A 25,286-nucleotide genomic window follows, 5' to 3' on the forward strand; every position below is an offset into this window, starting at 1 on the left:
CGGTACGGCAACCCACGGTCAAGGTGCAAGCACTCTCAGACCGCCCCTGGTGTCGCGCTCCGGCGTGCCTAGCGGCGTCCCGTCCCATCAGCAACATAAGGTGGCCGATGTCGCGCCGTCTCGTTCCGTCCCTCGCGCGTCTCGGCCTCGTCGGCCTGCTGGGCCTCGGCCTGTCCGGCTGCATCGGCGAGGAACTCCGCCACGGCTACCAGATCGACCAGGCCGCGCTCGCGACCGTGAAGCCCGGCATGAGCCCGGAGCAGGTGCTGCAGACGCTCGGCACGCCGTCCACGGTCTCCACCGTCGGCAACAAGTCCTGGTACTACATCTCCCAGAACACCTCGCGCACAGTCCTGTTCCTCGGCGAGCAGGTCGAGGACCAGAAGGTCACGGCGGTGTACTTCACCCCTGGCTTCAAGGTCGAGCGCGTGGCCCTGTACGGCCTGCAGGACGGCAAGGTGTTCGACTTCATCGAGCGCACCACGCCGACCAGCGGCGCCGACCGCGCCTTCCTCAGCCAGCTGTTCAAGGGCCTGACCAAGTACGAGCCCTTCGGCTCCGGCAACGGCGCCAGCGTGGTCCCGGGCGCCCAGCGCGGCATGTGAGGCGTCGGGCGGACGCCCGACGGTATCCCCTCCCCCTCTGTGGGGAGGGAAAAACGGAGCGCTTGATCGCTCATCAGCCCCGCGCGGGCAGGACGGCCTCCAAGAGCTGGGCGGGCTCAGAGAGCAGGCGATCCGGGCCGGCCGCAGCCAGCGCCGCCGGGTCGGTGTAGCCCCACGCGACCGCCCAGAAGGCGCAGCCCACGGCCCGCGCGGCGTCGAGGTCGCGAAGCTCGTCGCCGATGCAGAGCACGCCGGCCGGCTCGATTCCCATCCGGCGCAAAAGGCCCCTCAGGCGCCGCGCCTTGCCGAACACCGACGCGCCGCAGGCGTAGCGGTCGATCCGCCCGGCGACCGTCGGCCCGAGCACGCGGCGGACGTTCGCCTCGGTGTTCGAGCTGAGCACAGCCGTCGCCACCCCCGCCTCCGACAGCCCCGCCAGCGCCTCCGCGATCCCCGGGAACAGGTGCAGCTCGGCGGCGTCGCGGGCGGCGAGCCGGTGCATGTGGCGGGTGATCAGCGGCAGCTTCCAGCGCGGCACGCCGAGCCGCGCCATGATCGCGCGCGCAGGAAGCGTGCGGAGTTCGTCGACCTCGTGCGCGGCGATCCGGCGAAAGCGGTAGCGGTCGGCCACCGTGCCGAGCACGCCGCAGAACCACGGGAAGGTGTCGGCGAGCGTCCCATCGAAATCGAGGACGACGAGGCGGTATCCGCCGCCTGGGGCCACGCGCGTCAGAACCGCAGATTCTCCGCGGGCACGTCGAGGCGCAACACCAGGCCGCCGGGGGCCCAATCGTGCTCGAGGCTGCCGTCGAGCTGACCCGCGACGCTGCGCTCGGCGAGTTCCGTGCCGAACCCTTTTCGCGATGGCGCGGCGGCGATGGGCGGACCGCCCTGCTCCGCCCAGGTCAGGCAGTAGCGCGACGCGGTCTGCAGCCCGGTGAGCGTCACGGTCCCGGCCTCGTTGGAGAGCGCGCCGTACTTGACCGCGTTGGTCGCCTGCTCGTGCATGATCAGCGCGAGCGCCGTCGCCGTGCGCTCGCCGACCACAGCGTCGTCGCCGTCGACGGCGACGCGGCAGCGCCCCTCCTCGGCATAGGCCGACAGGATCAGACGCATCAGCCCGAGGACGGTCTGGCCGCCGTCGCGCCGTGCGCTCTCGGTGGAATGCGGGCGGACGTATTCGTGGGCCTGGGCCAGCGCCCCGAGGCGCTCGCGGAACACCTTCGCGAAGGACCGCGCGCCCGGATCGCTGCGGGCGCTGAGCGCGGCGATGCCGCCGACTACGGCGAAGATGTTCTTGATCCGGTGCGACAGCTCCTTGATCAGCAGGTCGCGCGCCTCCTCGGCGCGCTTGCGCTCGCGCAGGTCGCGGGTGACCGTGCCGTAGCCGGCATGGTGGCCGGCCGCATCCCGCACGGCGAACACCGTGAACAGGACGGCGATGGCCTCGCCGGTGGCGAAGTGCCGGAAGGCGAGCTCGCCCTCCCACCAACCGTCGCGCGCGAGGGCCGGCACCACCGTTCCTTCGAAGGCTTCGCGGCTTTCCGGCGTGAAGTAGTCGGCAATCGCGGTCCGCCGCGCCGCTGCGAGGTCGAGCAGCCCGACGAGCCGCAACGCGGCCTCGTTCAGGTGCGCGATCCGGCCGTCCTCGCCGGCCAGGCCGATGAAGTCCTTCGAGGTCTCGACGACGGCCGCGAGCTTGCGCGCGTCGGCGACGGCCTGCTTCAGCTCGTGGATGTCGGTGCAGGTCCCGAACCAGCGCTCGATCCGCCCGTCGGCGCCGCGGATCGGCATCGCGCGCCCGAGCGTCCAGCGATAGGCACCGCTGTGGTGGCGCAGGCGGTACTCGACCTCGTAGGGCTCGCCCGTCGCGAGGCTGTCGCGCCAGCGGCGCCACGCCTCCGGCTGGTCGTCGGGGTGGAACATGTCGGTCCAGCCGGCGCCGTCGGTCGAGCCGTAGGGTACGCCGGTGAACTCGTACCAGCGATCGTTGTAGAAGTCGTGGAAGCCGTCGGGCAGCGTCGTCCAGACCATCTGCGGCATGGCCGAGGTCATCACCCGGAAGCGGCGCTCGCTCGCGGCGAGTTCGGTCTCGCGGGCGTCGACGTCGGCGAGGGTCCGGCGATGTTCGACCAGGGTCGAGACCTGGCGGGCGAGCGCGCCCAGGGTCTCGCCCTGCGCCTTCGTCAGCCCGCCGGGACGAACGGTGCGGTCGAGCACGCACATCGTCCCGATCGGGACTCCCGAGCGGCTGCGGATCACCGCGGCGGCGTAGAAGCGGAACCCGTCCTCGGCCTGGATCGCGGGGTTGTCACGGGTGCGCGGATCGGCGGTCAGGTCTGTGATGACGAAGAGGCCGTCGGCCTGCACGTCGTCGGCATGGAGCGCGTGGACGCAGACCGATCGGTCGATCCCGGTCTCGCGCTCGCCGTAGCCGATCTCGGCCTTGAACCATTGCCGGTGGGCGTCGACGAAGCCGATCAGTGCGACGGGGACGGCGCAGACCAGGGCCGCGATGCGCGCGAGGTCGTCGTAGGCCGGGTCCGGCTCTGTATCGAGGATCCGCAGCGCGCGAAGCTCCGCCAAGCGCTCGGCCTCGTTCCACCGTTCCCGCTCCGTCGCACGCGTCTGGTTCGCAATCGTAATCGGCCGCTCCCGGATTCCGCAGTCACAGATAGGGACACGGAACGGCCACGCCTAGATTCACCGGCAGACGAACCGGCGAATTCGAAGGACCTTCGCCGCAATTGATCGATGATCGATAGGGCTGCGGTTCGCAAAGTAACAAATGATACGATGCGAACCGCGAACGATAGCCTCAGGCGGCCTTCGCGGCGTGGAGAGTCGGATAGTCGACGTAGCCCTCTGGGCCCTGGCTGTACCAGGTCGCGGCCTCGTCCTTCTGGAGCGGGGCGTCGGCGGCGATGCGGGCCGGCAGGTCCGGGTTGGCGATGAACGTCCGGCCGTAGGCGATCGCGTCGGCTGCGCCGGCATCGAGCGCCGCCTGTCCGCTGCGGCCGTCGTAGTCGGCGTTGAGGATCATCGTGCCGGCGAAGACCCGCTTCATCGCCGGAGCGATCGGCGGGTGGTCGGCCTTGCCGAAGGTGCCGTTGGGGCCGGGTTCGCGCATCTCGAGGAAGGCGATGCCGACGTCTGAGAGCGCCTTGGCGGCGGCCACGAACAGCGGCTCGGGGTTCGCATCGTTGGTGCCCTGGATCTCGCCGTTGGGCGACAGGCGCACGCCGGTGCGGTCCTTGCCCGCGATCTCGGCGACCGCCTCGGTGACCTCGCGCAGGAGGCGCACGCGGTTCTCGATCGAGCCGCCGTAGGCGTCGGTGCGGTGGTTGGTGCCGTCGCGGAGGAATTCGTCGATCAGGTAGCCGTTGGCCGCGTGGATCTGCACGCCGTCGAAGCCGGCGGCCATCGCGTTGCGGGTGGCGCGCCGGTAATCCTCGAGCAGCCGCGGGATCTCCTCGGCCGGCAGCGCGCGCGCCTCGGCGTAGGGCTTCTTGCCCTGGTAGGTGTGGGCGGCGTCGGGCGCGGTGGTGGCGGAGGCCGAGATCGGCGGGGCGCCGTCGAGGAAGTCCGGGTGGACGAGCCGGCCCATGTGCCAGATCTGGCAGACGATGCGCCCGCCGCGATCGTGCACCGCCTTCACCACCGGCTTCCAGGCTTCGACCTGCGCGTCGTTCCAGATCCCCGGTGCGAAGGGCCAGCCGAGGCCTTCCTGGCTGATGCCGGTCGCCTCGGTGATGATCACGCCGGCGGTCGCGCGCTGGGCGTAGTACTCGACCATCAGCGGGGTCGGAACGTGCTCGCGGGTGGACCGGCCGCGGGTCAGCGGCGCCATCCAGATGCGGTTCTTCGCGTCGATGGCGCCGACGCGGATCGGATCGAGCAGTGAAGGCATGGCATTCCCGTGTTCTGTCTGTGGCGGGTGCGGAGCGTCGCACCCCGTGCGACGCATAGGTGGCGGGGAGGACGCCCGCCGCAAGGCACCGGGCGCATGGCCTGCGGAGCCCGCGTGCGCGGTCGCACATCGGTCCGCCGCGGCGTCTTTCGCACTGCCTTGATCACAGGATCCGGGCATGCCGGGCACGCATTCGCGTTCGCGGGGCCGATCGGGTATGATCTGGCCTCTCTTTTCCAAGGTCTTAGCAAGAACATGGCGACGGCGTCGTTCGACACCGCCCGGCGCACGGGCAGCGATTTCTCCGACATCGAGAAGGCTCCCGAGTTCCGGCCCGAGCCGACGCCGACGGCCGTGCCGGGTCAGCGCAGCTCGCTCGTCGGCCTGCCGCGGGCCGCGCTGAAGGAGCGCCTGCTCGCGATCGGCGTCACCGAGCGCGAGAGCCGGATGCGCTCGGGCCAGCTCTGGAATTGGCTGAACGTCCGCGGCGCGCAGGACTTCGACCAGATGACCAACGTCGGCAAAGCGCTGCGGGCGCAGCTCGCCGAGGCCTACACCCTCGACCGGCCGGAGGTCGTCAGCCAGCAGGTCTCGCGCGACGGCACCCGCAAGTGGCTGCTGCGCATGGCGCCGACGGGGCGGCACGACCACAACCGCGGCGCCGAGATCGAGTGCGTCTACATTCCGGGGCCGGATCGCGGCACGCTCTGCGTCTCGTCGCAGGTCGGCTGCACGCTGACCTGCTCGTTCTGTCACACGGGCACGCAGCGCCTCGTGCGCAACCTGTCGGCCGCCGAGATCACCGCCCAGCTCGTCGTCGCCCGCGACGCGCTCGGCGACTGGCCCGGCCTGATCCCCTCGCGCGACGCCTCGGGCGGCGGCGAGGTCGGACGGCTCGTCACGAACATCGTGTTCATGGGGATGGGCGAACCGCTCTACAACCTGGAGAACGTCGTCGACGCGGTGGCGACGATGTCGGACCCGGAGGGGCTTGCGCTCTCGCGCCGTCGCATCACGGTCTCGACCTCCGGCGTCGTGCCGCAGATCCGGCGGCTCGGCGAGGAGGCGCACGCGATGCTGGCGATCTCGCTGCACGCCGTGCGCGACGAGCTTCGCGACGAGCTGGTGCCCCTGAACCGCAAATACCCGATCGCCGAGCTGATGCGCGCCTGCCGCGAGTATCCGGGCCTCACCAACGCCCGGCGCATCACCTTCGAATACGTGATGCTGAAGGGCGTCAACGACACCGACGGCGACGCGCGCGAGCTGGTGCGGCTGCTCAAGGGGATCCCTGCCAAGATCAACCTGATCCCGTTCAACCCCTGGCCCGGCAGCAAGTACGAGTGCTCGGACTGGGAGCGGATCGAGCGCTTCTCGGAGATCGTGTTCGACGCCGGCTACGCCTCGCCGGTCCGCACCCCACGCGGCCGCGACATCCTCGCCGCCTGCGGCCAGCTCAAGAGCGAGACCGAGAAGCTGCGCGCCCGCGAGCGGATGCTGCTCGACGCGGGCGGAGACTCCGAAGGCGCGGTTTCGGCGCAGGGCTTCTACGCCCTGCACGACGGCGAGGAATAGGGCCGGCCGCCAATCGGTGGGTCGTCCGGTGGAAGGTGGCCGCCTCTTCCCTCCCCACTCTGCGGGGGAGGGTGGGCCTCGCGTCAGCGAGGGGCGGGAGAGGGATGCACCCTATCCGGATAACGTGCACCCTTCTCCCGACCCACTTCGTGGGCCACCCTCCCCCGCAGAGGGGGGAAGGGAGATCTCCGCCCGCCTCAGCCCTGCGGCAAGTCCGGCGTGATGCCGAGCGCGTCCATGCCCTCCTCCAGGAGGTCGCCGGCGTCAGGCGTGCCGAGAAGCGTCTTCACCGCGCCGTCGCCGGCGCCTTCGCGCTCGCGGGCGAAGCGGACCGCCTCAGCCCACTCCTCGGGCTCCATGTCGCCGCGGCCGACATAGAGCAGCGCCAGCAGGTCGGCGCGCTCGTCGTCGTTGAGGCCGGCGATCATGCCGCGCAGCTCGGATTCGGTGGCGTCGTCGGTGCCGGAGGTGAGCACGTCGGTGGCGCCGTCGTCGATGGCGTTGGAGCCGGAATCTGGATCGGTCGCGCCCTCCTTCACCTCGACCGCGCGCAGGCGCAGGATGATCTCGGTGACCGTATCGGGGGCGATGTCCATGTCGAGCTCCGGTTGGCGGGCCCGTCGAGGCCCTGAAGCAGCGACAACTGGCGAGAGCGGTGCCGGTTCGCCGCGTCCGGCCCCATCATGCGCCGAGCCGCAGGGTTTGCGGCGCCAGCCGGCCCTGCGCGATGCTACGCTGCCGCCCGAACGGGGGCGCGCCGGGGGACACGGATGAAGCGGGACGGGCTCGTCGGCTGCCTCGCGCTCTACGTCGCCCTCTACGGCGCCTACGGCTGCATCTCGCCGATCTTGCCCAACGTGCTCGCCGCAGGGGGCCTCTCGCCGGAGCGGATCGCGGTCCTGCTCGCGGCCGCGACTCTGGTGCGGCTGGTGGCGGGACCGATGGCCGGGCGCTCCGCCGACCGGCACGCGGCGACTCGTCCGATCCTCGCCGCCGCCTGCGGCCTCACCGGACTCGCGGCCCTCGCGCATCTCGCGGCAAGCGGGTTCTGGCCGCTGCTGGCGGTCGGCATCGCCTACGCGGCGGCCACCGCCCCGCTGGCGCCGCTGGCCGACGTGCTGGCGCTCGCCGCCGCGCGGGGCGGGGCGGCGTTTCCCTACGGCTGGGTGCGCGGGGCGGGCTCGGCCGCCTTCATCGCCGGGGTCGGCGCCGCCGGCTGGCTGGTGCAGGGGTTCGGGCTCGCGGCCGGCCTCGTCGCCGGAGCGGTGTTGTTCGTGGGGGCCGGCGCGACGGCGCTCGCCGGGCGGGCGTCGGGCGGCGCGCGCGCGCAAGCCTCGGAGGCTGAGATCGGCTTTGCCGGCCTGCTGCGCCTCGCCGCCTTCCGCCGCACGGTGCTGGTCGCGGCCCTGGTGGTCGGCGCGCACGCGATGCACGACGCCTTCGCGATGATCCTGTGGCGCGGCGCCGGGATCGGGGCAGGCGCCGCCGGCCTGCTTTGGGCGGAAGCCGTGGCGGCGGAGGTGTTCGTGTTCCTGATCGCCGGGCCGCCGCTGCTGGCGCGGATCGGGCCGGCCGCCGGCCTCGCCGTCGCGGCGGTCGCCGGCGCCGTGCGCTGGGCGGTGCAGGCCGAGACCGTCGCGCTGCCCTGGCTCGTCGCGATCCAGTCCCTGCACGGCCTGAGCTTCGCGCTGCTGCACCTCGCCTGCCTCGGCCTGATCGAGCGGGCGGTGCCGCCGACGGCCCGCGCCACGGCGTTGACGCTCTACGGCACCGTCGGGCTCGGGCTTGCGGGCGCGGCGGCGACGCTGGCCTCCGGCCCGCTGTTTTCGGCCTTCCACGGCCGGGCCTTCTGGGCGATGGCTGGGCTCAGCCTCGCGGCCGTGCCGCTCGCCCTGCGCTTGCGCGCCGAGCCCGCGCGCACGACCTCTGCGTGATGGTACGTTTTATGGTACAAAACCGGAACATGCAGCCATTCTCCGAAACCGACGCCCCACGCCCATGCCGCACGTCGCCGAGATCCTGATCCCCCTCGCGATCGACACCGCCTACAGCTACGCGGTGCCGGCGCACCTGACGCTTTCCGTCGGCGACGTGGTGCAGGTGCCACTGGGCCCGCGTGAGACGGTCGGCGTGGTCTGGGGCGTGGCTGAGACGGCCGGCGGCTCGAACCTGCGCCCGGTCACCGGGCCGCTCGGCGTGGCGCCGCTCTCCGAGCCGGTGCGCAAGCTGGTGGACTGGATCGCGCGTTACACCCTCGCGCCGAAGGGCTCTGCGCTGGCCATGGTGCTGCGCCTGCCCGACGAGGCCGCGGCGGCGGAGGTCGTGCGCGTCGGGGTCCGCACCACCGGCAAGGCGCCGGCCCGCCCGACCAAGGCGCGGGACAAGGTGCTGGCGGTCGCCGCCGACGGCGAGGTCCGGGGCAAGGGCGCGCTGGCGAAAGCGGCCGAGGTCTCGCTTTCGGTGGTCGACGGGCTCGTCGACGACGGCGCACTGGAGGCGGTGGCGCTCGCGCCCGAGCCCATCGCCCTCCCCCCCGATCCGGAGTTTCCGCGGGTGCCGCTGTCGGAGGCGCAGGCCGCGGCGGTCGCGGAACTGGTCGGGGCGCCCGCCGCGGCGGAGGCGGCTGGCGGCGCGGTCCTGCTGGAAGGCGTCACCGGCTCGGGCAAGACCGAGGTCTACTTCGAGGCAGTCGCCGAGTGCGTCCGCTCAGGCGGGCAGGCCCTGATCCTGATGCCCGAGATCGCGCTGACCGCGCAGTTCCTCGACCGGTTCGCCGCCCGCTTCGGCGTCCGCCCGGCGGCCTGGCACTCGGGCATCGGCGGACGGCGGCGCGAGCGGCTGCGCGCAGGGGTCGCTAACGGCGAGGTGCGGGTGGTGGTCGGCGCCCGCTCGGCCCTGTTCCTGCCGTTCCGGAAGCTCGGCCTGATCGTGGTCGATGAGGAACACGAGAGCGCCTACAAGCAGGAGGACGGCGTCCACTACCACGCACGCGACATGGCGGTGGTGCGGGGCAAGCTCGAGGGCTGCCCGGTGGTGCTGGCCTCGGCGACGCCCTCGATCGAGACGCGGGTGAACGTCGAACGCGGGCGCTACCGCCGCGTGCGGCTGCCCGAGCGCTTCGGCGGGCGGCGCCTGCCCGACATCCAGGCGATCGACATGCGCCTCGACAAGCCGGAGCGCGGGCGCTTCCTCTCGCCGCCGCTGGTCAACGCGGTGAAGGCCAACCTCGCTGCCGGCGAGCAGGCGCTGCTGTTCCTCAACCGCCGGGGTTATGCGCCGCTGACGCTGTGCCGCGCCTGCGGCCACCGCTATCAGTGCAAGAACTGCTCGACCTGGCTGGTGGAGCACCGCTTCCGCAAGGCGCTCGTCTGCCACCAGTGCGGCTACAGCGAGCGCCGGCCCGAGGCGTGCACGGAATGCGGCACCTTCGACAACCTCACCCCCTGCGGCCCCGGCGTCGAGCGCATCGCGGAGGAGGCGGCCGAGCTGTTTCCGGATAAGCGCATCATCGTGCTGTCGAGCGACTTTCCCGGCGGCGCCGAGCGGCTGCGGCAGGAATTGGAACTGGTCGCGGCCGGCGAATGCGACATCGTCGTCGGCACGCAGCTCGTGGCCAAGGGCCACAACTTCCCGCACCTGACCCTCGTCGGCGTGCTCGACGCCGACATCGGGCTGACCTCGGGCGATCCGCGGGCGGCCGAGCGCACCTTCCAGCTGCTGCAGCAGGTCACCGGCCGGGCGGGCCGCGGCGAGCGGCCGGGCCGCGCCATGGTGCAAACCTACCAGCCCGAGCATCCGGTGATCGCGGCGCTCCTGTCGGGTGATTCCGAGCGCTTCTACGAGGAGGAGATCGCCGCCCGCGAGGCGGCCGGCCTGCCGCCGTTCGGGCGGCTGGCGGCGTTGATCGTCTCGGCCAACGACCGGGCGACGGCCGAGGCCCACGGGCAGGCGCTGGCGCGCGCCGCCGAGCCGCCGGACGGGGTGATGGTGCTCGGGCCGGCCGAGGCGCCTCTGGCGCTGGTGCGCGGGCGCTACCGGTTCCGCCTTCTGGTCAAGACCGAGCGCAACGTCGACCTGCAGAGCTACCTGCGCGACTGGCTGGGGCGCGGGCCGAAGGTGCGCGGCAACGTCCGCGTTGCCGTCGACGTCGACCCGCAGAGCTTTTTGTAGGCGATCCGGGACGCGTTCTGTAGGAGTGTGCGGTGCCGCGAGATACTCGGTCGGCGGCAGGCCTGTCAGGAGCGCGCATCGTGCTGAGCTACACCAAGAAGCCCGAGTCCAGCGTCGCCGAGATCGTGGTCGACGGGAAGATCACCGACGACGAGATGAACGCGGTCATGACCGCGATGAAGGCCGACCTCGACAAGGGCGGCAAGCTCAAGCTGCTGGAGGACATCCGCGCCTTCGAGGGCATGGAGCCGGCCGCCTTCTTCAAGGACCCGCGCTTCGGCCTGTCGATGATGAAGGGCGTCAGCCACGTGGCGCTCGTCACCGACGCGCAATGGCTCAAGGTCGTCGCCGAGACCTTCGGCTTCGTCTCCCCGGCCCAGATCAAGGTGTTCGAGCGCGCCCGCCTCGACGAGGCCCGCACCTGGCTCGCCGCCGCGTGACGCAGACGGTCCCGCCGCGGGCGGGACCGTTCTACTCGGCCTGGGCGGTGTGCGTCGTGTTGCGCCGCGCCGTCCAGTGGCCGGAGCACAACGCCGACACCTTCCAGGTCCCGGCCCCGCCGGCCGCCTGAAGCCGGCCCGAGGCCGCGCCGCTCGCGGCCCCGTTCGAGACGTTGAGCCCCACCGTGCCGTCCGGTCCGACTTGGCCGGTGACCCGCGCGCCGGACTCCTTCGCGGACGCCGTGCGCACCTGCCCGTCGCGGATCGCGATGGCGGTGGTGTAGCGCGCGTCGCACAGGCCGCTCTCGGTCACGAGATCGACGGCCCAGGTCCCGTTGAAGGCACCCGGTTCTCCGGCGGCTACCGGCGACACGGTCGCGCCAGAGAGGAGGCCGACGAGAACGATCGGGGTGAGCTTCAGCATTCGGGACCTTTCTGTAGATCGGAAGGCGACCACCGGGCACGATGGCAGCGAGATCGGAAGACGAAACCGCGACGAGGCGTCTGACGCAGTGCCACATTGATGAACGGCGGTGGCGGCAAGACGATGACGCCACGCGGATCCGACAGATACGCGTTCGGCCGTCGATCGCGTCGGCGATGATTGGGGGCAGGGCACCTGTTCCTTGCGCGCCCGCCGCATTGATCACGTCTTATAGCATGATGACCGCAAAAACGAAAGTTTTACGGGTTTCACGGGCGGGCGACGCGGCCTGCAGGCGTCGGCGGGCGCCTCCCGGCATCCAGCCCGATGCGGCGCGTTAACGCTTCATCAACCATGCCGCGTCCACGCTGTCCCGAGGAGAGACACCGCCATGAAGCGACGCCCGAGCCGCGACTTCGATGCCCTGAGCCAGGCGCAGATCGCCACCGGGCGGACCGACGCCCGCCGGGTGGACGCGGCGCGGCTGATGTCCGCGCAGGCGCCCAAGCGCATGGCGGACCTTCTCGATGCGATCCAGCACGTGACGGAGGCCGCGACCGGCGAGCGCAGCTTCCTCCACGTCCGCCCGCGTTCGTAACGCCCGCGCGGCCGACCGTCCGCGTGCGCCTCAGAACGCGTCGGCGACGGGCTTGAACGCGCGGACGAGGTCGCCGTCGAGCCGCCCGGCCATTCCGACGAGGATGTCGTAAGCCGGCATGCTCTCCATCCGCGCACGGTAGGGGCGGTGCTCGGTGAGCGCCCCGAAGATGTCGCAGATCGTGACGAGGCGAACCAAGTCCGAGATCTGGCTCCCGACCAGCTTGTCCGGATAGCCCGAGCCGTCGAGCATCTCGTGGTGCGAGTGCGCGACGGCGAGCAGGCTCTCGTCGAACCCGCGGCCGACCAGCATGGCGTGCCCGTGCGCGGGGTGGGTGCGCATCTCGGCCATCTCCACGGCATCGAGCTTGCCCGGCTTGTTCAGGATGGCGGCGTCGATCGCGATCTTGCCGACATCGTGCAACAGGGCCGCCTTCACGAGGTGATGGCGGTCGGCAGCGCCGAGCATCAGGACGCCGCCGAACGCGGCCGCGAGCCCGGCGACCAGCAGGCAATGCCGGTGCGTGGCGTCGTCGAAGCGTCGCACCGCCCGCACCCAGGAGCGGATGCCGCCCTCCTGCAGGGCGGTCTCGATGAGCGTCGTTCCCGCCGCGATCTCGACCGGCGAGAGCGGCCGTCTCGGGACGAAGGTGGTGCACAGGAACCGCTCGGCCCGTTCGCCGTGGCGCCGCATCGCGTCGGACATCGGATCGATCCGGTTCCGCAGCTCCGCCAGGGCGCTGCCGAGGGCGGCCGGGCCGGAGGCGGCGCTCAGCAGGCTGGAGGCGCCGAGCAGCTCGGCGTAGGCGCGGGTCCGCGCACCGTTGTCGTGGAACAGGCAGACGTAGGGCACGTACTGGCCGCGGACGCGCTCGAGCAGCGTGCGCAGGCGCGACAGCGCCTCCGAGGTCAGCGCCTTGACGTCGCTGACGATGAGTTCCGCGGCCGTCGGGCAGGAGGCGTCGTCGTAGAGGTCGAAGACCGTCGAGCGCTCGACGTTCGGGAGGTCCCGTGCCAGCCGCGCCGTTCGATGCGTGTCGTCGCTGATCAGGAGCAATTCGGCCATGACGGCGGTCCACCGGGGAGATCGTGGTCGTTCGGGTCTCGAAAGGCGGGCGCAGGTCGCGAACGCGGCTCACGCCGCAGCCGCCGGGCCTCAGCCGAAGGCGCGGGCGGCCGAGCGGACCTGACGGGTCGCGTCGTCCACCCGCTCGCTCGCCTGGGCGATCAGGTCCATGCCTGAGGCGATCGCCGTGACGCCGTAGGACGCGGTCTGCATGCTACCCGAGATCTCCTGCGTGACCGCGGATTGCTCCTCCACCGCGGCCGCGATCGCGCTCGACACGTCGCTGAGCGTCTGGATCGTGGTCTTGATCGAGGCGATCGCGTCGACGGCGTCGCGGGTCGCGTTCTGCGTCGCGGCGATCTGCGTGCGGATCTGGTCCGTCGCCTTGCCGGTCTGCTCGGCCAGCGCCTTCACCTCGGCCGCGACGACGGCGAAGCCCTTGCCCGCCGCGCCCGCACGCGCGGCCTCGATGGTGGCGTTCAGCGCGAGCAGGTTGGTCTGCGCCGCGATGCCCTGGATGAGCGCGACGACATCGCCGATCTGTGCCGCCTGGCTGCTCAGGCCGGCGACGATCAGGCCCGTGCGCTCGGTCTCCTCGACGGCCTGTCCGGCGATCCGGGCCGCGTGGCTGACCTGCTGGCTGATCTCGCCGACCGAGGCCGAGAGCTCCTCCGCACCGGAGGCGACGGCCTGGATGTCGCCGGAGACGCGCCCCACCGTGGCGGCGGCGTCGGTCGTCTGGCGCGTGACGTCCTCCGTCGCCGTCCCGATCGCGTCGAGGTCGGTGCCGATCGCCCGCTGCGCCTCGGCGCGGCGCTGGCGCTCGTGCACCTGTTCGGTGATGTCGGTGGCGAACTTGACGATCTTGGTCGTGCGGCCCTCCGCATCGGTGACGGGATTGTAGGTCGCCTGGATCCAGACCTCGCGGCCGCCCTTGCCGATCCGGAGGTACTCGGCCGATTGGAATTCGCCGCGCGCGAGCGCCGCCCAGAACGCCTGGTAGGCCGGGCTTACGCGTTCGGCCTCGGTGACGAACATGCGATGGTGCCGGCCCTGCACCTCGTCGAGCCGGTAGCCGACCGCGTCGAGGAAGTTGGGGTTGGCGGTGAGGATCGTGCCGTCGGGTTCGAAGGCGATCACGGCCTGCGAGCGGTGCAGCGCAGCGATCTGGCCTTCCATCTCCAGCGCCGCGAGCTTGTAGGCGGTGATGTCGGTGGCGAACTTCACGACTTTGACGGTCTTGCCGGCCCGGTCGAGCACGGGATTGTACGAGGCCTGGAGCCAGACTTCGCGGCCGCCCTTGGCGATGCGCCGGAAGGCGGCGGAATCCGCCTTGCCCTTCGACAGGCCCTCCCAGAACAGACGATACGCCTCGCTCGTCCGCTCGGACGGCTCGAGGAACAGGCTGTGGTGCCGACCTTGGATCTCGTCGAGGGCGTAGCCCATCGTCGCGAGGAAGTTGGCGTTGGCGGTGATGATCTTGCCGCTGCCGTCGAATTCGATCACGGCCTGCGACTTGTGCAGCAGATCCGACATGACCGAAGTTCGGCGATTCAGAAGACTCAGCATGTCGCTCCCTCGATGGAACATCGACGCCACGACGCGCGGGACCCTTGAAGAGGGGTGGCGGCGGGCTGACTCGGCTTGGGAGGACGATACGTCGAGAGACGTTAAATCTGGTTTATTTTCTTACGAACCCTTGGGTCCGCGACACTCTGGCATCGCTTGCGCACAATTCTTATAGTCCCCGGCATGATCACGATGTCGATTGCGCGGGGCGCCGCCGCAGAGGCGCGTGCGGGGACAGGACCCGTGATCGCGCGACGACGCGGGGCGGCAGGCTCCCGCGCGGACGCTAGACAATTCTGCGTGATGCCGACGACCGTGCAGGCGCGTCTCCCGAAGCCGTCAGGCGCCGGGCGTCGCGTCGCCGTCCCGCATCGCTTCGGCGACGCTCTCGAAGGCCGCCACCACCGCCCGCGCGTTGGCCTGGCGGATGGCGTCGAGGTCGGGGGCTCCGGCGCCGGGAATCTCGATGTCCGACATCTCGGCGCTGAGGCTTTTCCCGAGCGCGCGCACCCGGTCTGGCGGCAGGCCGCTCTGCTCGAACACCAGCACGGCGACCGTCTGGACCAGCACCCGCAGGGCGGAGGCCTCCGCGAGCCGCTCGACCGCTTCCTGATTGATCGCCATCGTCATCCCGTCGCTTGGCCCGAGAGCATTTTCCGTGATCCCCGGATCACGGAAAAATGCACCGACCTGCTGTGTGGTCGCGTTTTCTTCACGCGAGCCGGCATCCACCGCGCTTGAAAACGCTCTGAAAGCCGTCTCGTCGCCGCCCGCCATGCCCGACACGGCGTGCCGCTGGCAACCGCTCAGGCGGCGGTGGGGAGCCAGTCGCAGAAGGCGCGCACCGCCGGGTCTTCGGCCCGGGCCTCCGGCACGTAGGCGTGGTAGCGTCGCGCCGGCAGGGCCGGGCCGGAAAACGGCAGCGTCAGCCGCCCCGCGGCCACGTCGTCGGCGACCAGCCGCTCCGGGCCCATCGCCACGCCGAGGCCGTCGAGGGCGGCCTGCAGCGTCAAGTAGAAATGTTCCAGCGTCACTGAGCGCTGCGGGCGCAGGTTCGGCACGCCCGCGGCCTGCAGCCAGTGCGGCCAGACCTCGGGCAGCGTCGCCGCATGCAGCAGCGTATGCCGCGCCAGGTCCGCCGGCACCCGAAGCGGCAGGCGTCGCAGCAGCGCCGGGCTGCAGACCGGGATGCGCCGCTCGGGCAGGAAGGCGACCGCGGCGTGATCCGGATACGCGTCCGGGCCGCCGCGGATCGCGACGTCGAACGGTTCGGCGAGGTGGGCGAGCGGCACGTTCGAGGTTGTCAGCCGCACCTCGATCGCAGGGTTGGCCCGCTGGAAGGCCGAGAGGCGCGGGATCAGCCAGCGCAGGGTGAAGGTCGCGAGCGCGTTCACGTGCAACACCCGCGTTCGTCCGCGCTCGATCTGCCGAGCGCTGGCGAGGGCCACGCGGTCGAGGGCGGCACCGATCTCGGCGAGGTAGGCGCGCCCGACCTCGGTGAGCACCACGCGGCGGTTGTGGCGCTCGAACAGCGGCGCCCCGAGCCAAGCCCCGAGCCAAGCCTCGAGCGCCTGCACGTGCCGGCTCACCGCACCGTGGGTCACGCGGAGCTCGGCCGCGGCAAGGGTGAAGCTCTGGTGCCGGCCGGCAGCTTCGAAGGCCTTCAACGCATTCAGCGGCGGCAACCGGCGACGCATGCGTGTCAGCTTTCCTCACACGTGCGTCAGCATAAGGCGTTTGTCGGGGGACCGCGAGGACGGCATCGTGCCGGCCATGAACGCCGACAGCCGAACCTCGCCCGCCGAAAGCCTTGCTCCTCCAAGCCTCGCCGACTCAAGCCTCGCCGACTCAAGCCTCGCCGCCCCGCCCGCCGGCTCGGCCTGCGTACGGTGCTGGTTCTGGGCACGTTCGTCGGCGCGGCGGGCTACGCGCTCGCCGGCGCCTCGGGCGGCCTCGTCGTCCTGTGCCTCGCGCTGGCGCTGTCGGGCGCCGGCAGCAGCACGCAGCATCCGCTCGCCTCGGCGGTGATCGCCCGGGCCTACGGCGAGGCCGCCCGCGGGCCGCTCGGCACCTACAACATCGCCGGAGACCTCGGGAAGGCGGCGCTGCCGCCGCTCGTCGGGTTCCTCCTCGCCTATGCCGGCTGGCGACCGGTGCTCTGGCTCGTCGCAGGCCTCGGCGCCGTGGTCGGCCTCGGGGTCGCCGTCCTGCTGCCGCGCGAGCCCGCCGCCCGCGAGGCGGCGCGGGGGGCGGCACAGGCGACCGCGCGGGTGGCTTCGTCTCGCAGCGCGCAGAAAAAGTCCGGGTTCGGGCTGCTCGTGGCGATCGGTATGCTCGACGACGCGGCGCGCCCGGCCTTCCTCGTTTACCTGCCGTTCCTGCTCCAGGCGAAGGGGGCGGCGCTCGCGACGGTGGGCGTCGGGTTCGCACTCGTCGCCGTCGGCGGAGCACTGGGCAAGGCGGCGTTCGGACGCCTCGGGGCCCGCTTCGGGGTGACGCGCAGCGTGATCCTCACCGAGGTGGGGACGGCGGCGGCGATCCTCGCCGTCGTCGCCCTGCCGCTGGCGCCCGCCATCGCGGTGCTGCCGCTGCTCGGCCTGCTGCTCAACGGCACCTCCTCCGTCCTCTACGGCACGGTGCCGGAGCTGGCGCCGGGCGGCCGGGTCGAGCGCGCCTTCGCGATCTTCTACACCTGCACCCTCGGTGGCAGCGCGCTGGCGACGCCGCTGCTCTACGGGCCGCTCGGCGACGCGCTCGGCCCGGGCCGGGCGGCCATGGCTGCCGCTGTCACGGCGTTGGCGGTCGTCCCGCTGATGCTCGCCCTCGCGCCCCGGCTCGCGCCACGGAAGGGCGCCCCCGGATGAGCCCCGTTCGGCGCCGGACCCGGCGCGGGTGATCCGGCATGCGCAGACCAAGCCTGCAGAAGGAGACGAGATGGCGAACGACACGACCATCCGGACCGGCGGCTGCCATTGCGGCGCGGTGCGCTTCGCGGCGACGCTGGGCGCCGGCTTCCGGTCGATCCGCCGTTGCACCTGCTCCTACTGCCGGATGCGCGGCGCCGTCGTCGCGATGGCGGAGGCGGGCGGGGTCGAGATCCTGCAGGGCGCGGCGGCGCTGACGAGCTACCGCTTCCACACCGGGACGGCGCAACACTTCTTCTGCGCGCGCTGCGGGATCTACACCCATCACCAGCGCCGGTCCGACCAAAACCTGTACGCGGTCAACGTCGCCTGCCTCGACGGGGTCAGCCCGTTCGATTTCCCGGAGGTGCCTGTGATGGACGGGATCAACCACACCGGCGACACCGGCACGGCGACCCGGCGCGCGGGCACGCTGCGCTTCGTCCCGGCCGAGGACTGACGCCGCCGGCTCAGCGCCAAGTCAGCGCAGGCCGCGGATCGCCATCTCCTCGGGCGCCTGCTCGGCTTCGTCCTGCCGGGCGAGCACCTCGGCGAGGTCGACCGGGCGATAGTCTTGCGCGTCCACGCCCACGTCGCAGGAGCGGCTGGTGTCGGGCAGGCAGGCATGAGTGTGGCCGTAGAGGTGGCGGGTCTCGCGCCAGAAGCCCGGCCAGGAGCGATGCGGATAGTGCGACAGGAACAGCCTCCGCGACGTGCCGCCGGCGTCGACCACGCTGATGCGGGCGCTGTCCACCGGCGGCTGCGCCCAGGGCAGGTCGAGCACGCGGTTGGTGTCGTGGTTGCCGCGCACCAGCCGCTTCACGCCGTTCAGCCGGCGGAAGATCGCCGCGCAATAGTCTCGGCTGGCCCCGGCGGCGAAGTCGCCGAGGTGCCAGACCTCGTCCTCGACGCCGACGCGGGCGTTCCAGCGGGCGACCAGCGCCTCGTCGTGATCCTCGACCGAGCCGAAGGCGCCGCGCCGGCGCCGGACGAGGTCGGCATCGCCGAAATGCGTGTCGGCCGTGAAGTAGGTCGCCATGGGGTTTCGGACCGGTCCTCGGCCGCCCGGGCCCGTGCGCCCGGCAGAGACCCGAGATGGCGCCCGTCGCCGGCAGCGCCAGCCGACGCGGCATCGGACCGCGCTCCCGCGCCGCGCCTCAGGGCGCGTGACGCGGCGGCGGCTCCTTCTCGAGCCCGAGGAGGCCGGCGAGCTGCCCGCGGGCGCGGCTGACCCGGCTCTTCACCGTGCCGACCTGGCATTGCAGCCGCACCGCGGCCTCCTCGTAGGTGAAGCCCTCGGCGCCGACGAGGAGGAGCGCCTCGCGCTGCGTCGCCGGAAGCGTCTCCATGACCGCGTAGAGGCGTTTGAGGGTGACGACGTCCTCCTGGTCCGGCACCGCGGTCAGCTTGCCGGCCTGGACGCCGTCGGCATCCTCCACCTCGCGCTTGCGCTTGCGGATCTCGGTGTAGAACTGGTTGCGCATGATCGTGAACAGCCACGCCACCAGGTTCGAGCCCGCCTGGAACCGGTGCTGGTTCATCCAGGCCTTCATCAAGGTTTCCTGGACCAGGTCGTCGGTCCGGCTCATGTCGCCGACGAGCGAGAACGCGAAGGTGCGCAGCGCCGGGAGAACGGCCATCAGGTCGTCGCGGAACGCCGTGGTCGGCGTCTCGCCGCGGCTCGCGAGCACGTCCTCGAAGCGGCGCACCAGGGCGCGCAGCGGCTCCGGCAGGGCGTCGCCCGCCGGCAAGGCGAAGTACGCGCGGAGCTCGCCGCCGAGATGGTTGCGGACGACGGCCGCGACGTCGACCGCGCCCAGCTCGGCGTCGAAGGTTTCGTCCCGGCCGTTGGAGATGGCTTGCGTCATGCCGATGGAGCGTCCCAAGGTTCTCACGGTCAAGCTCTTTTGAGCTGGTCTAAGGTAATTGCATATTAAATTCTGAGCCGGTGATGAACGGCCCTTAACCGTAACCGACTCCGACGGAACGTTGCTTTAGCAACGAACCCCTTTGCTCTGGCCTCATCGTGGCCCGGATGGTGAAGGCGGGCAATCGAGGCGGAGCGGGACTTTAGGGTGGGTGCGCGGCACGGGCCGCGCGTGGCTGTCGCAGGTGGGTCTCAAGTCGGAACCGATCCGATCAGGCCCGATTTCATCACGGGCAACCTTCTCGCGCGGGGAAGGTTGAGGTATCTATTCATCATGTCTCGCCGAGTTTCCTATCGCATCCACGACCGGGACGACGGTCTGTTCGACGCAGCCGCCACCGTCGCGCCCGACAAGACGTATCGGCGCGAGGGCTTCGCCTCGCTCGCCGACGCCGAGGAATGGATCGATGGGCTGCGCGTCCTGATGGCCGCGATCGGCGCGCCGGTGGTGCAGGCGCAACCGGAGCCGGGCCTGCGCGATGCCCCTCCCCTTCCGTTCGGCGCGGCGCGCGCGACCGAACCGAAGACGGCCGGCGCCCGGCTGCGGCGCTTCCGCGATGCGATGTCCGCCTCCGAGGACGAGGCGGACTGAACCGCCGACTGCGCGGCGGCCTCCCCACGGAAGAGCCTCCATCCGGCCGGGCAGTACGGCCTTGCCTTCGGAGCCGGGCGAACCAGACTGCGTCGGGCGAGCGCGACCGATCCGGTCCGCGCGAGGAAACCGCCGATGGTCCGAACCCGAACCGGCGCGCGCGTGCTCGTCGACCAGCTCCTGGCGCAGGGCGTCGACCGGCTGACCTGCGTCCCCGGCGAGAGCTACCTCGCCGTCCTCGACGCGCTCTACGACACGGACGTCGATGTGCTGGTCTGCCGGCAGGAGGGAGGGGCCGCGATGATGGCCGAGGCGGCGGGCAAGCTCACCGGCCGGCCGGGCGTCTGCTTCGTCACCCGCGGCCCCGGCGCCGCCAACGCGTCGGCGGGCCTCCACGTGGCGCAGCAGGATTCGACCCCGATGATCCTGTTCGTCGGCCAGGTCGCCCGCGGCATGCGCGACCGCGACGCCTTCCAGGAGATCGACTACCGGGCGATGTTCGGCACGGTGGCCAAGTGGGTCGTCGAGGTCGACGACGCCGCGCGCATCCCAGAGCTCATCGCCCGTGCCTTCCGGGTGGCGATGCAGGGGCGCCCCGGCCCGGTGGTGGTGGCGCTGCCGGAGGACATGCTCGACGACGCCGTCGCCGTCGCGGACGCGGGGTCCGTCGCGCCGGCGGAGCCCGCGCCCCGGCCGGAGGACGTTTTCGCGCTGCGCCGGATGCTCGATGGCGCGCAAAAGCCGGTCGTGCTCGTCGGCGGCTCGCGCTGGAGCGAGGCGGCGCGGGACGACCTCGTCGCCTTCGCCGCGGCCGAGGACCTGCCGGTGGCGACCTCGTTCCGACGCGCCCACCTGTTTCCCGCCGACCATCCGAACTACGCCGGCGAGCTCGGCATCGGCCCGAACCCGGCCCTCGTCGCGCGCATCCGCGAGGCCGACCTGCTGCTGATGGTCGGCGGCCGCCTGTCGGAGATGCCGGCGCAATCCTATCGCCTGCTCGGCATTCCCGATCCCGGCCTGCCGCTGGTCCACGCCCACCCGGATGCGAACGAGCTCGGCCGCGTCTACCAGCCGACGCTGGCGATCCAGTCCGCGCCCGGCCCGCTCCTGGCGGCGCTGCGGGCGTCGCCGCCACCCGTCTCGAACCCACACGGCCGGGCGGCGGCGGCGCATGCGAGCTACCGCGACTGGTCCGAGCGCCCGGCCCCGACGCCTGGCGACTTCCAGTACGGCGAGGCCGTGACGTGGCTGCGCGAACGGCTGCCGCCCGATGCGATCCTGTGCAACGGGGCCGGCAACTTCGCCACCTGGATCCACCGCTACTACCGGTTCCGGCGTTTCCGCACCCAGCTCGCGCCGACCTCGGGCTCGATGGGCTACGGCGTGCCCGCCGCGATCATGGCCAAGCGCATCCGGCCCGAGCGCATCGTGGTCGCGCTCGCGGGCGACGGCGACGTGCTGATGACCGGCCAGGAATTCGCGACCGCCGTGCAGTACGCGATCCCGATCCTCGTCGTGGTGCTCGACAACGGCATGTACGGCACCATCCGCATGCACCAGGAGCGCACATATCCCGGCCGCGTCTCCGGCACGCGGCTGCGCAACCCGGACTTCGCCGCCCTCGCCCGCGCCTATGGCGGCCACGGCGAGCGGGTGGCGCGGACGGAGGAGTTCGCGCCGGCCTTCGAGCGGGCGCTCGCCTCCGGGCTGCCCGCGATGCTGCACTGCCTCGTCGATCCGCAGGCCCTGACGCCGACCCAGACGCTCGACGCGATCCGCGCCGGGGCGGTGGCGCAGGGCAAGGGAGAGCAGAGCAAGGGCGCCGGCAGTTGACGCGTCGTCCGCCTGCGCCCGCATCGTCAGAAGATCGAGATCAGCAGGATGCCGGCCACCATCAGCGCGGCACCGCCGAGCCGTGACGGGCCGGCCTTGACCTGCTTCATGCCGACCCAGCCGAAATGGTCGAGCGCCACCGAGGTCAGCAGGTTGGCGGTGATCAGGAGGCCGTTGAAGGCGCCGGCGCCGACCGTGTCGACGAAGAGCAGGCCGCCGAACACCGCCACCGCACCGGTGATGCCGGCCAACGGCATCCACCAGCGCACGCCCTCGACGTCCTCGCGCTTCGGCAGCGGGGTCGGGCGCACCAGGAACACCAGGGCGAACACGAACACCACCGGCAGGAACGAGACGGTGGCCGCGAGCCAGGGATTCACGAGGGCGCCGCGCAGCTGCGAATTCCAGACGACGCCCACCGCCTGCAGGATGCCGGCGACGACGATGAACGGGTAGAGCAGCTTCGGGTTGAGGCCGTGGCCCTCGTCCTTCTCCCCGCCCTTGTCGGCGGTGGTGCGGGCGATGAACACCACGCCGACCGCCATCAGCAGCCCGCCGAGCCACGGCAGCGGCTTGAAGCCGCCGCCCTGAAGCCCGAACAGGCCGAGCGAATCCATCGCGAGGGAGGCCAGGATGTTGGCCGTCAGCGTGAGGCCGTTGAACGGCCCGGCGCCGACCTTGTCGATGAAGGCGAGGCCCCCGAACACCGCGACCGCGCCGGCGACGCCGCCGAGCGGCGCGTACCAGGGCATCTTGCCCAAGGTCTCGAGGGTCGGCAGCGGGGTCGGCATGATGAAGAACAGCGTCGCGAACACGAACACGATCGGCGCGAACGACACCGTCGCCGCGAGCCACGGGTTCACCAGCCGCCCCCGCAGCTGGGCGTTCATGGAGTTGCCCAGCGCCTGGAGGGCGCCGGCGACCAGGATGAAGGGATAGAGCAGGGCGGCGTTCAAGGGCGGATCTCCGGTCCGAGAGACGGGGTTTTGACGCGAGAGGTCAGACGAGGAGCAGGCCGGCGAGCGCCAGCAGGAGGGCCGGCGGCATCACCAGCAGGCCGAGCTTGAGGAAGCGCCAGAAGCCGACATCCTCGCCCTCGCGCCGGATCGCGGTGAGCCAGAGGATCGTGGCGAGCGAGCCGGTGACCGAGAGGTTCGGCCCGAGGTCGACGCCGATCAGGATCGCGGCGGCGATGGTCTTCGAGACCGCGGCGGCGTGGACGGCGGCCCCGGCGAGCAGCCCCGCCGGCAGGTTGTTGACGAGGTTCGAGCCCACCGCCACGACGACGCCCGAGCCCCAGGCGGTGCCCGCCGGGTCGGCCTGGGCGTAGGCCTTGAGCTGGTCGGCGATCATCTTGAGGACGCCGGACTTCTCCAGCGCCTCGACCAGGACGAACAGGCCGGCCACCAGCGGCAGCACGCTCCACGACACGTCCTTCACCACCGCGACGAAGCCGCCGCGCTTGATCGCGAGGACGACGAGGGTGGTGGCCAGACCCGCGATGAAGGTCGGCAGGCCGAGCTCGATCCCGGCCGCCGACGACCCGATCAGCGCAACCGCGGTGGCGACGATGCCGGCGCCGGCGACCTTGCCGCCGAGCCCGAGCGACGCGGCCTCGACGTCGGTGGCGATCTCCTGGCTCTTCAGGACGCCGTTCTGCGTGACGCGCAGGACGAGATAGGTGGTGACGATCGCCAGCACCGAGGGCAGGCCGAAGGTCTTGAGCCATTCCCCCAGCGGCGGCATGTGGTCGGCGAACACGACGAGGTTGGCCGGGTTCGAGATCGGCAGCACGAAGCTCGCCGCGTTGGCGATGAAGGCGCAGATGAACAGGTAGGGCAGCGGGTTCTCGACCTTCGCCGCCTTGGTGGCGGCGTAGACCGCCGGCGTCAGCACCACGGCGCAGGCGTCGTTCGACAGGAACACCGTCACCACCGTGCCGACGACGTAGACCAGCAGGAACAGCCGCGTGGCCGAGCCCTTGGCCATCCGCACCGCGATCGTCGCGAGCCAGTCGAACAGGCCCTCCTTCCGCGCGATTTCGGCGAGCAGCATCATGCCGACGAGGAACAGGTACACGTCCGTCCCCTTGGCGACGCCGTCGAGCGCATCGTGCCAGGGCAGCAGCCCGAGGACGACGAGGAGGACGGCCCCGAGCACCGCCCAGACCGCCTCCGGCCATCCGAACGGCCGCAGGATCACGCCGAGCGTCGCGGCGCCCGCGATCCCCCAGGTCGCGAGGTTGGGTGTCATGGCCAGTCCAGCGATCACGTCGATAGTCCCCTGGCGCCCCGCAGGGCGCATTGCGTCTCGAAAGCCTGGTGTCAGGCGCTCACCACTTGCGCCCGGCCCGGTTGGGCCCGAGCTGGTCGCCGCGCACGCCCTTCTCGGGCCACGCATCGACTCGCGGCACGTCGCTTCCGGGCTTCGTCGGGATCGAAAGCGCAAGGTCCGGGTCGTCGAAGACGGTGACCGGCTCGATCACGTCGGTGTCGACGAGATCCGGCCCGTGCCCCTTCCAGTCCGGATGGACGGCCTCGACTTGGATCTCGGAGGCCCCCTTCGGCCAGGGAAGCCATGCCTCGTAGACGCGCCCCGTCACGAGGGTCATCAGGTGCCATGCGCCGGTCCCGGCGCGGCAGTGGACGTATTTCGGCGGCACGTCGGACAGCACGACGGCGCGGACCTTGATCCGACCCCGCTTGATCCCCTTCATGCCGGTGTTCCGCTTGGACGTCGGCCGCGTCGCCACGCGCCGGTCGGCGGGGCTGGTGATCAGCACGAACGGCCACGGCCGGTCGAGGGGCTTGAAGCGCCAGCTCGTCACCGGCCCGTCGATCGCCGACACCGCGTAGCCGACCGAGCCGTCCTCGTTCTGCCCGACCGAGCGCGCCGCCGCGTAGAGCGTGCAGCCGTCATGCGCGAGTTCGTTGTAATGGGTGTGGCCCATCTCCACGAGGCGCACGCCCGCCTCCCAGAAGAGCCCTCCGACGTCGGCCCGGTCGTCGGGCTCGCGCAGGTCGTCGGGATAGGCGTGCATGAAGACCGCGACGGGGACCCCGTCCTCGGCCGCCCGCACCAGCGCCTCGCTGAGCCAAAGCGTCTGATGCGGCCCGAGCCGGAAATCGAGGCCGATCCCCTTCCGGCCGTAGCCCGGGCTGACGATATCGACGAACAGGCAGCGGACGCCGCGGATGTCCTCGCACGCGCAGTAATGCGGAATCTCCGCCGTCGGCCATGTCTCGACCGGCGATCCCACCGGCGGCTGGTCGAGCGTCCAGTTGCGCGGCGGTTCCAGCCCGCGCGACGCCACGAGCCCGGCATGGAACGCCTGGAAGTCGTCCATCGCCCCCTGCTGGCGGTCGTGGTCGCCGGGGATCAGACGGACCGGCAGTTGCGGTTGCCGGGCGAGGGCGTCGGCGAGGATCGCGTATTCGCAGGCCCAGCCGTTCTCGGCGAGGTCGCCCGGCAGGTAGACGAAATCGAACAGGTGCCGCGGCGCGATCGCCGCGATCTGATCGAGGATCGCGCGGAAGTCGTCGGCGTTACGGGCGTCGGGCGTCGTGAGGTGAAGGTCGCCGACATGCAGGAACACGAGCGGTTCGGGAGTCGGCGTCCCGCTCGCGGCGTTCGGCGGGGGCTCGTGCGGCATGGGGGCGGTTTCGTCCACGGTCT

The 25,286-nt window shown here is 71.6% G+C and carries 24 protein-coding genes; 10 read left to right on the plus strand and 14 right to left on the minus strand.

All coding sequences use genetic code 11. From position 1 onward, the window contains the following. The first annotated feature begins 107 nt into the window (after positions 1-107). A complete protein-coding gene (bamE, locus tag FV226_RS03160; protein WP_147753187.1) occupies positions 108-605 on the plus strand; it encodes an outer membrane protein assembly factor BamE in 498 nt (165 codons plus the stop codon). 73 nt (positions 606-678) lie between these two features. Here bamE and FV226_RS03165 read toward each other — a convergent pair whose 3' ends face one another. From FV226_RS03165 to FV226_RS03175, 3 genes are all read right to left on the minus strand, one after another. Further along, entirely contained in the window at positions 679-1,329 is a 651-nt protein-coding gene (locus FV226_RS03165; protein WP_246685308.1) for an HAD hydrolase-like protein, read from the minus strand. A gap of 5 nt (positions 1,330-1,334) precedes the next feature. Next, a complete protein-coding gene (locus tag FV226_RS03170) occupies positions 1,335-3,191 on the minus strand; it encodes a PAS domain S-box protein (RefSeq protein WP_246691472.1) in 1,857 nt (618 codons plus the stop codon). A 232-nt stretch (positions 3,192-3,423) separates the two neighbouring features. Further along, positions 3,424-4,515, minus strand: a complete 1,092-nt coding sequence (locus FV226_RS03175) for an alkene reductase (protein WP_147761778.1) — start codon at positions 4,513-4,515, stop codon at positions 3,424-3,426. 255 nt (positions 4,516-4,770) lie between these two features. On the opposite strand from FV226_RS03175, the gene rlmN reads away from it, so the two are divergent. Continuing rightward, the gene (rlmN, locus tag FV226_RS03180; protein ID WP_147761779.1) at positions 4,771-6,090 is read left to right on the plus strand and encodes a 23S rRNA (adenine(2503)-C(2))-methyltransferase RlmN; all 1,320 of its coding nucleotides are present in this window, start codon (positions 4,771-4,773) and stop codon (positions 6,088-6,090) included. A 197-nt stretch (positions 6,091-6,287) separates the two neighbouring features. Here the strand turns inward: rlmN and FV226_RS03185 are convergent, their stop codons facing one another. Next, entirely contained in the window at positions 6,288-6,686 is a 399-nt protein-coding gene (locus FV226_RS03185) for a DUF3775 domain-containing protein (RefSeq protein WP_147753183.1), read from the minus strand. A gap of 174 nt (positions 6,687-6,860) precedes the next feature. Between FV226_RS03185 and FV226_RS03190 the strand changes: the two genes are divergently transcribed. The 3 genes from FV226_RS03190 (at position 6,861) to FV226_RS03200 (ending at position 10,700) form a co-directional block, all read left to right on the plus strand. After that, the gene (locus FV226_RS03190) at positions 6,861-8,024 is read left to right on the plus strand and encodes an MFS transporter (RefSeq protein ID WP_147761780.1); all 1,164 of its coding nucleotides are present in this window, start codon (positions 6,861-6,863) and stop codon (positions 8,022-8,024) included. Between the two features lie 64 nt (positions 8,025-8,088). Then, entirely contained in the window at positions 8,089-10,260 is a 2,172-nt protein-coding gene (locus FV226_RS03195; RefSeq protein ID WP_147761781.1) for a primosomal protein N', read from the plus strand. A gap of 80 nt (positions 10,261-10,340) precedes the next feature. Continuing rightward, entirely contained in the window at positions 10,341-10,700 is a 360-nt protein-coding gene (locus FV226_RS03200; protein ID WP_147754169.1) for an STAS/SEC14 domain-containing protein, read from the plus strand. A gap of 31 nt (positions 10,701-10,731) precedes the next feature. Here the strand turns inward: FV226_RS03200 and FV226_RS03205 are convergent, their stop codons facing one another. Further along, positions 10,732-11,124, minus strand: coding sequence for a hypothetical protein (locus FV226_RS03205; RefSeq protein ID WP_147761782.1), 393 nt, complete (start codon positions 11,122-11,124; stop codon positions 10,732-10,734). A 391-nt stretch (positions 11,125-11,515) separates the two neighbouring features. Here FV226_RS03205 and FV226_RS03210 point away from each other — a divergent pair, with 391 nt between their 5' ends. Further along, positions 11,516-11,722: a hypothetical protein gene (locus tag FV226_RS03210; protein ID WP_147761783.1), complete on the plus strand. Its 207-nt coding sequence runs from the start codon at positions 11,516-11,518 to the stop codon at positions 11,720-11,722. 30 nt (positions 11,723-11,752) lie between these two features. Here the strand turns inward: FV226_RS03210 and FV226_RS03215 are convergent, their stop codons facing one another. The 4 genes from FV226_RS03215 to gcvA all read right to left on the minus strand — a co-directional run bounded on the left by FV226_RS03215 (position 11,753) and on the right by gcvA (position 16,053). Next, positions 11,753-12,787 carry an HD domain-containing phosphohydrolase gene (locus FV226_RS03215; protein WP_147761784.1) on the minus strand — a complete coding sequence of 345 codons (1,035 nt, stop codon included), beginning with the start codon at positions 12,785-12,787 and terminating at the stop codon, positions 11,753-11,755. 90 nt (positions 12,788-12,877) lie between these two features. Continuing rightward, the gene (locus FV226_RS03220) at positions 12,878-14,323 is read right to left on the minus strand and encodes a PAS domain-containing methyl-accepting chemotaxis protein (RefSeq protein ID WP_246691473.1); all 1,446 of its coding nucleotides are present in this window, start codon (positions 14,321-14,323) and stop codon (positions 12,878-12,880) included. A 372-nt stretch (positions 14,324-14,695) separates the two neighbouring features. Further along, positions 14,696-15,133: a hypothetical protein gene (locus FV226_RS03225; RefSeq protein ID WP_147761785.1), complete on the minus strand. Its 438-nt coding sequence runs from the start codon at positions 15,131-15,133 to the stop codon at positions 14,696-14,698. Between the two features lie 29 nt (positions 15,134-15,162). Beyond that, positions 15,163-16,053, minus strand: coding sequence for a transcriptional regulator GcvA (gcvA, locus tag FV226_RS03230; RefSeq protein ID WP_147761786.1), 891 nt, complete (start codon positions 16,051-16,053; stop codon positions 15,163-15,165). Positions 16,054-16,074: 21 nt separating this feature from the next. Here gcvA and FV226_RS03235 point away from each other — a divergent pair, with 21 nt between their 5' ends. Both FV226_RS03235 and FV226_RS03240 read left to right on the plus strand, forming a co-directional pair. Continuing rightward, positions 16,075-17,220: an MFS transporter gene (locus FV226_RS03235; RefSeq protein WP_281406017.1), complete on the plus strand. Its 1,146-nt coding sequence runs from the start codon at positions 16,075-16,077 to the stop codon at positions 17,218-17,220. Positions 17,221-17,290: 70 nt separating this feature from the next. Next, positions 17,291-17,719, plus strand: a complete 429-nt coding sequence (locus FV226_RS03240) for a GFA family protein (protein WP_147761787.1) — start codon at positions 17,291-17,293, stop codon at positions 17,717-17,719. 21 nt (positions 17,720-17,740) lie between these two features. Here the strand turns inward: FV226_RS03240 and FV226_RS03245 are convergent, their stop codons facing one another. Continuing rightward, on the minus strand, positions 17,741-18,298 hold the full coding sequence (locus tag FV226_RS03245; RefSeq protein WP_147761788.1) for a metallophosphoesterase: 558 nt from the start codon (positions 18,296-18,298) through the stop codon (positions 17,741-17,743). Positions 18,299-18,416: 118 nt separating this feature from the next. Further along, positions 18,417-19,127 (minus strand): sigma-70 family RNA polymerase sigma factor, encoded by a 711-nt coding sequence (locus FV226_RS03250; protein ID WP_147761789.1) that lies wholly within the window; start codon positions 19,125-19,127, stop codon positions 18,417-18,419. Between the two features lie 333 nt (positions 19,128-19,460). On the opposite strand from FV226_RS03250, the gene FV226_RS27865 reads away from it, so the two are divergent. Then, complete coding sequence (locus FV226_RS27865) at positions 19,461-19,778, plus strand: hypothetical protein (protein ID WP_187278699.1); 318 nt, start codon at positions 19,461-19,463, stop codon at positions 19,776-19,778. Between the two features lie 135 nt (positions 19,779-19,913). After that, a complete protein-coding gene (locus FV226_RS03260) occupies positions 19,914-21,611 on the plus strand; it encodes a thiamine pyrophosphate-binding protein (protein WP_147761790.1) in 1,698 nt (565 codons plus the stop codon). 26 nt (positions 21,612-21,637) lie between these two features. Here FV226_RS03260 and FV226_RS03265 read toward each other — a convergent pair whose 3' ends face one another. The 3 genes from FV226_RS03265 to FV226_RS03275 form a co-directional block, all read right to left on the minus strand. Then, positions 21,638-22,567 (minus strand): DMT family transporter, encoded by a 930-nt coding sequence (locus tag FV226_RS03265; protein WP_147752215.1) that lies wholly within the window; start codon positions 22,565-22,567, stop codon positions 21,638-21,640. A gap of 43 nt (positions 22,568-22,610) precedes the next feature. Next, on the minus strand, positions 22,611-23,864 hold the full coding sequence (locus FV226_RS03270; RefSeq protein ID WP_147761791.1) for an arsenic transporter: 1,254 nt from the start codon (positions 23,862-23,864) through the stop codon (positions 22,611-22,613). A gap of 79 nt (positions 23,865-23,943) precedes the next feature. Next, on the minus strand, positions 23,944-25,263 hold the full coding sequence (locus FV226_RS03275) for a metallophosphoesterase (protein WP_147752213.1): 1,320 nt from the start codon (positions 25,261-25,263) through the stop codon (positions 23,944-23,946). Positions 25,264-25,286: the final 23 nt, after the last annotated feature.

Origin of the sequence: Methylobacterium sp. WL12 (assembly GCF_008039475.1) — a bacterium.
GTDB classification, from domain to species: Bacteria; Pseudomonadota; Alphaproteobacteria; order Rhizobiales; family Beijerinckiaceae; genus Methylobacterium; species Methylobacterium cerastii.

Excerpts from the sequence above, each read along its gene's own strand:
- FV226_RS03270 (WP_147761791.1), bottom strand. The coding sequence starts at position 23,864 with ATGACACCCAACCTCGCGACCTGGGGGATCGCGGGCGCCGCGACGCTC.
- FV226_RS03175 (WP_147761778.1), bottom strand. The coding sequence starts at position 4,515 with ATGCCTTCACTGCTCGATCCGATCCGCGTCGGCGCCATCGACGCGAAG.
- FV226_RS03205 (WP_147761782.1), bottom strand. The coding sequence starts at position 11,124 with ATGCTGAAGCTCACCCCGATCGTTCTCGTCGGCCTCCTCTCTGGCGCG.
- FV226_RS03275 (WP_147752213.1), bottom strand. The coding sequence starts at position 25,263 with ATGCCGCACGAGCCCCCGCCGAACGCCGCGAGCGGGACGCCGACTCCC.
- FV226_RS03185 (WP_147753183.1), bottom strand. The coding sequence starts at position 6,686 with ATGGACATCGCCCCCGATACGGTCACCGAGATCATCCTGCGCCTGCGC.
- FV226_RS03240 (WP_147761787.1), top strand. The coding sequence starts at position 17,291 with ATGGCGAACGACACGACCATCCGGACCGGCGGCTGCCATTGCGGCGCG.
- bamE (WP_147753187.1), top strand. The coding sequence starts at position 108 with ATGTCGCGCCGTCTCGTTCCGTCCCTCGCGCGTCTCGGCCTCGTCGGC.
- FV226_RS03210 (WP_147761783.1), top strand. The coding sequence starts at position 11,516 with ATGAAGCGACGCCCGAGCCGCGACTTCGATGCCCTGAGCCAGGCGCAG.
- FV226_RS03225 (WP_147761785.1), bottom strand. The coding sequence starts at position 15,133 with ATGGCGGGCGGCGACGAGACGGCTTTCAGAGCGTTTTCAAGCGCGGTG.
- gcvA (WP_147761786.1), bottom strand. The coding sequence starts at position 16,053 with ATGCGTCGCCGGTTGCCGCCGCTGAATGCGTTGAAGGCCTTCGAAGCT.
- FV226_RS27865 (WP_187278699.1), top strand. The coding sequence starts at position 19,461 with ATGTCTCGCCGAGTTTCCTATCGCATCCACGACCGGGACGACGGTCTG.
- FV226_RS03215 (WP_147761784.1), bottom strand. The coding sequence starts at position 12,787 with ATGGCCGAATTGCTCCTGATCAGCGACGACACGCATCGAACGGCGCGG.
- FV226_RS03260 (WP_147761790.1), top strand. The coding sequence starts at position 19,914 with ATGGTCCGAACCCGAACCGGCGCGCGCGTGCTCGTCGACCAGCTCCTG.
- FV226_RS03250 (WP_147761789.1), bottom strand. The coding sequence starts at position 19,127 with ATGACGCAAGCCATCTCCAACGGCCGGGACGAAACCTTCGACGCCGAG.
- FV226_RS03220 (WP_246691473.1), bottom strand. The coding sequence starts at position 14,323 with ATGTCGGATCTGCTGCACAAGTCGCAGGCCGTGATCGAATTCGACGGC.
- FV226_RS03190 (WP_147761780.1), top strand. The coding sequence starts at position 6,861 with ATGAAGCGGGACGGGCTCGTCGGCTGCCTCGCGCTCTACGTCGCCCTC.
- FV226_RS03195 (WP_147761781.1), top strand. The coding sequence starts at position 8,089 with ATGCCGCACGTCGCCGAGATCCTGATCCCCCTCGCGATCGACACCGCC.
- FV226_RS03245 (WP_147761788.1), bottom strand. The coding sequence starts at position 18,298 with ATGGCGACCTACTTCACGGCCGACACGCATTTCGGCGATGCCGACCTC.
- rlmN (WP_147761779.1), top strand. The coding sequence starts at position 4,771 with ATGGCGACGGCGTCGTTCGACACCGCCCGGCGCACGGGCAGCGATTTC.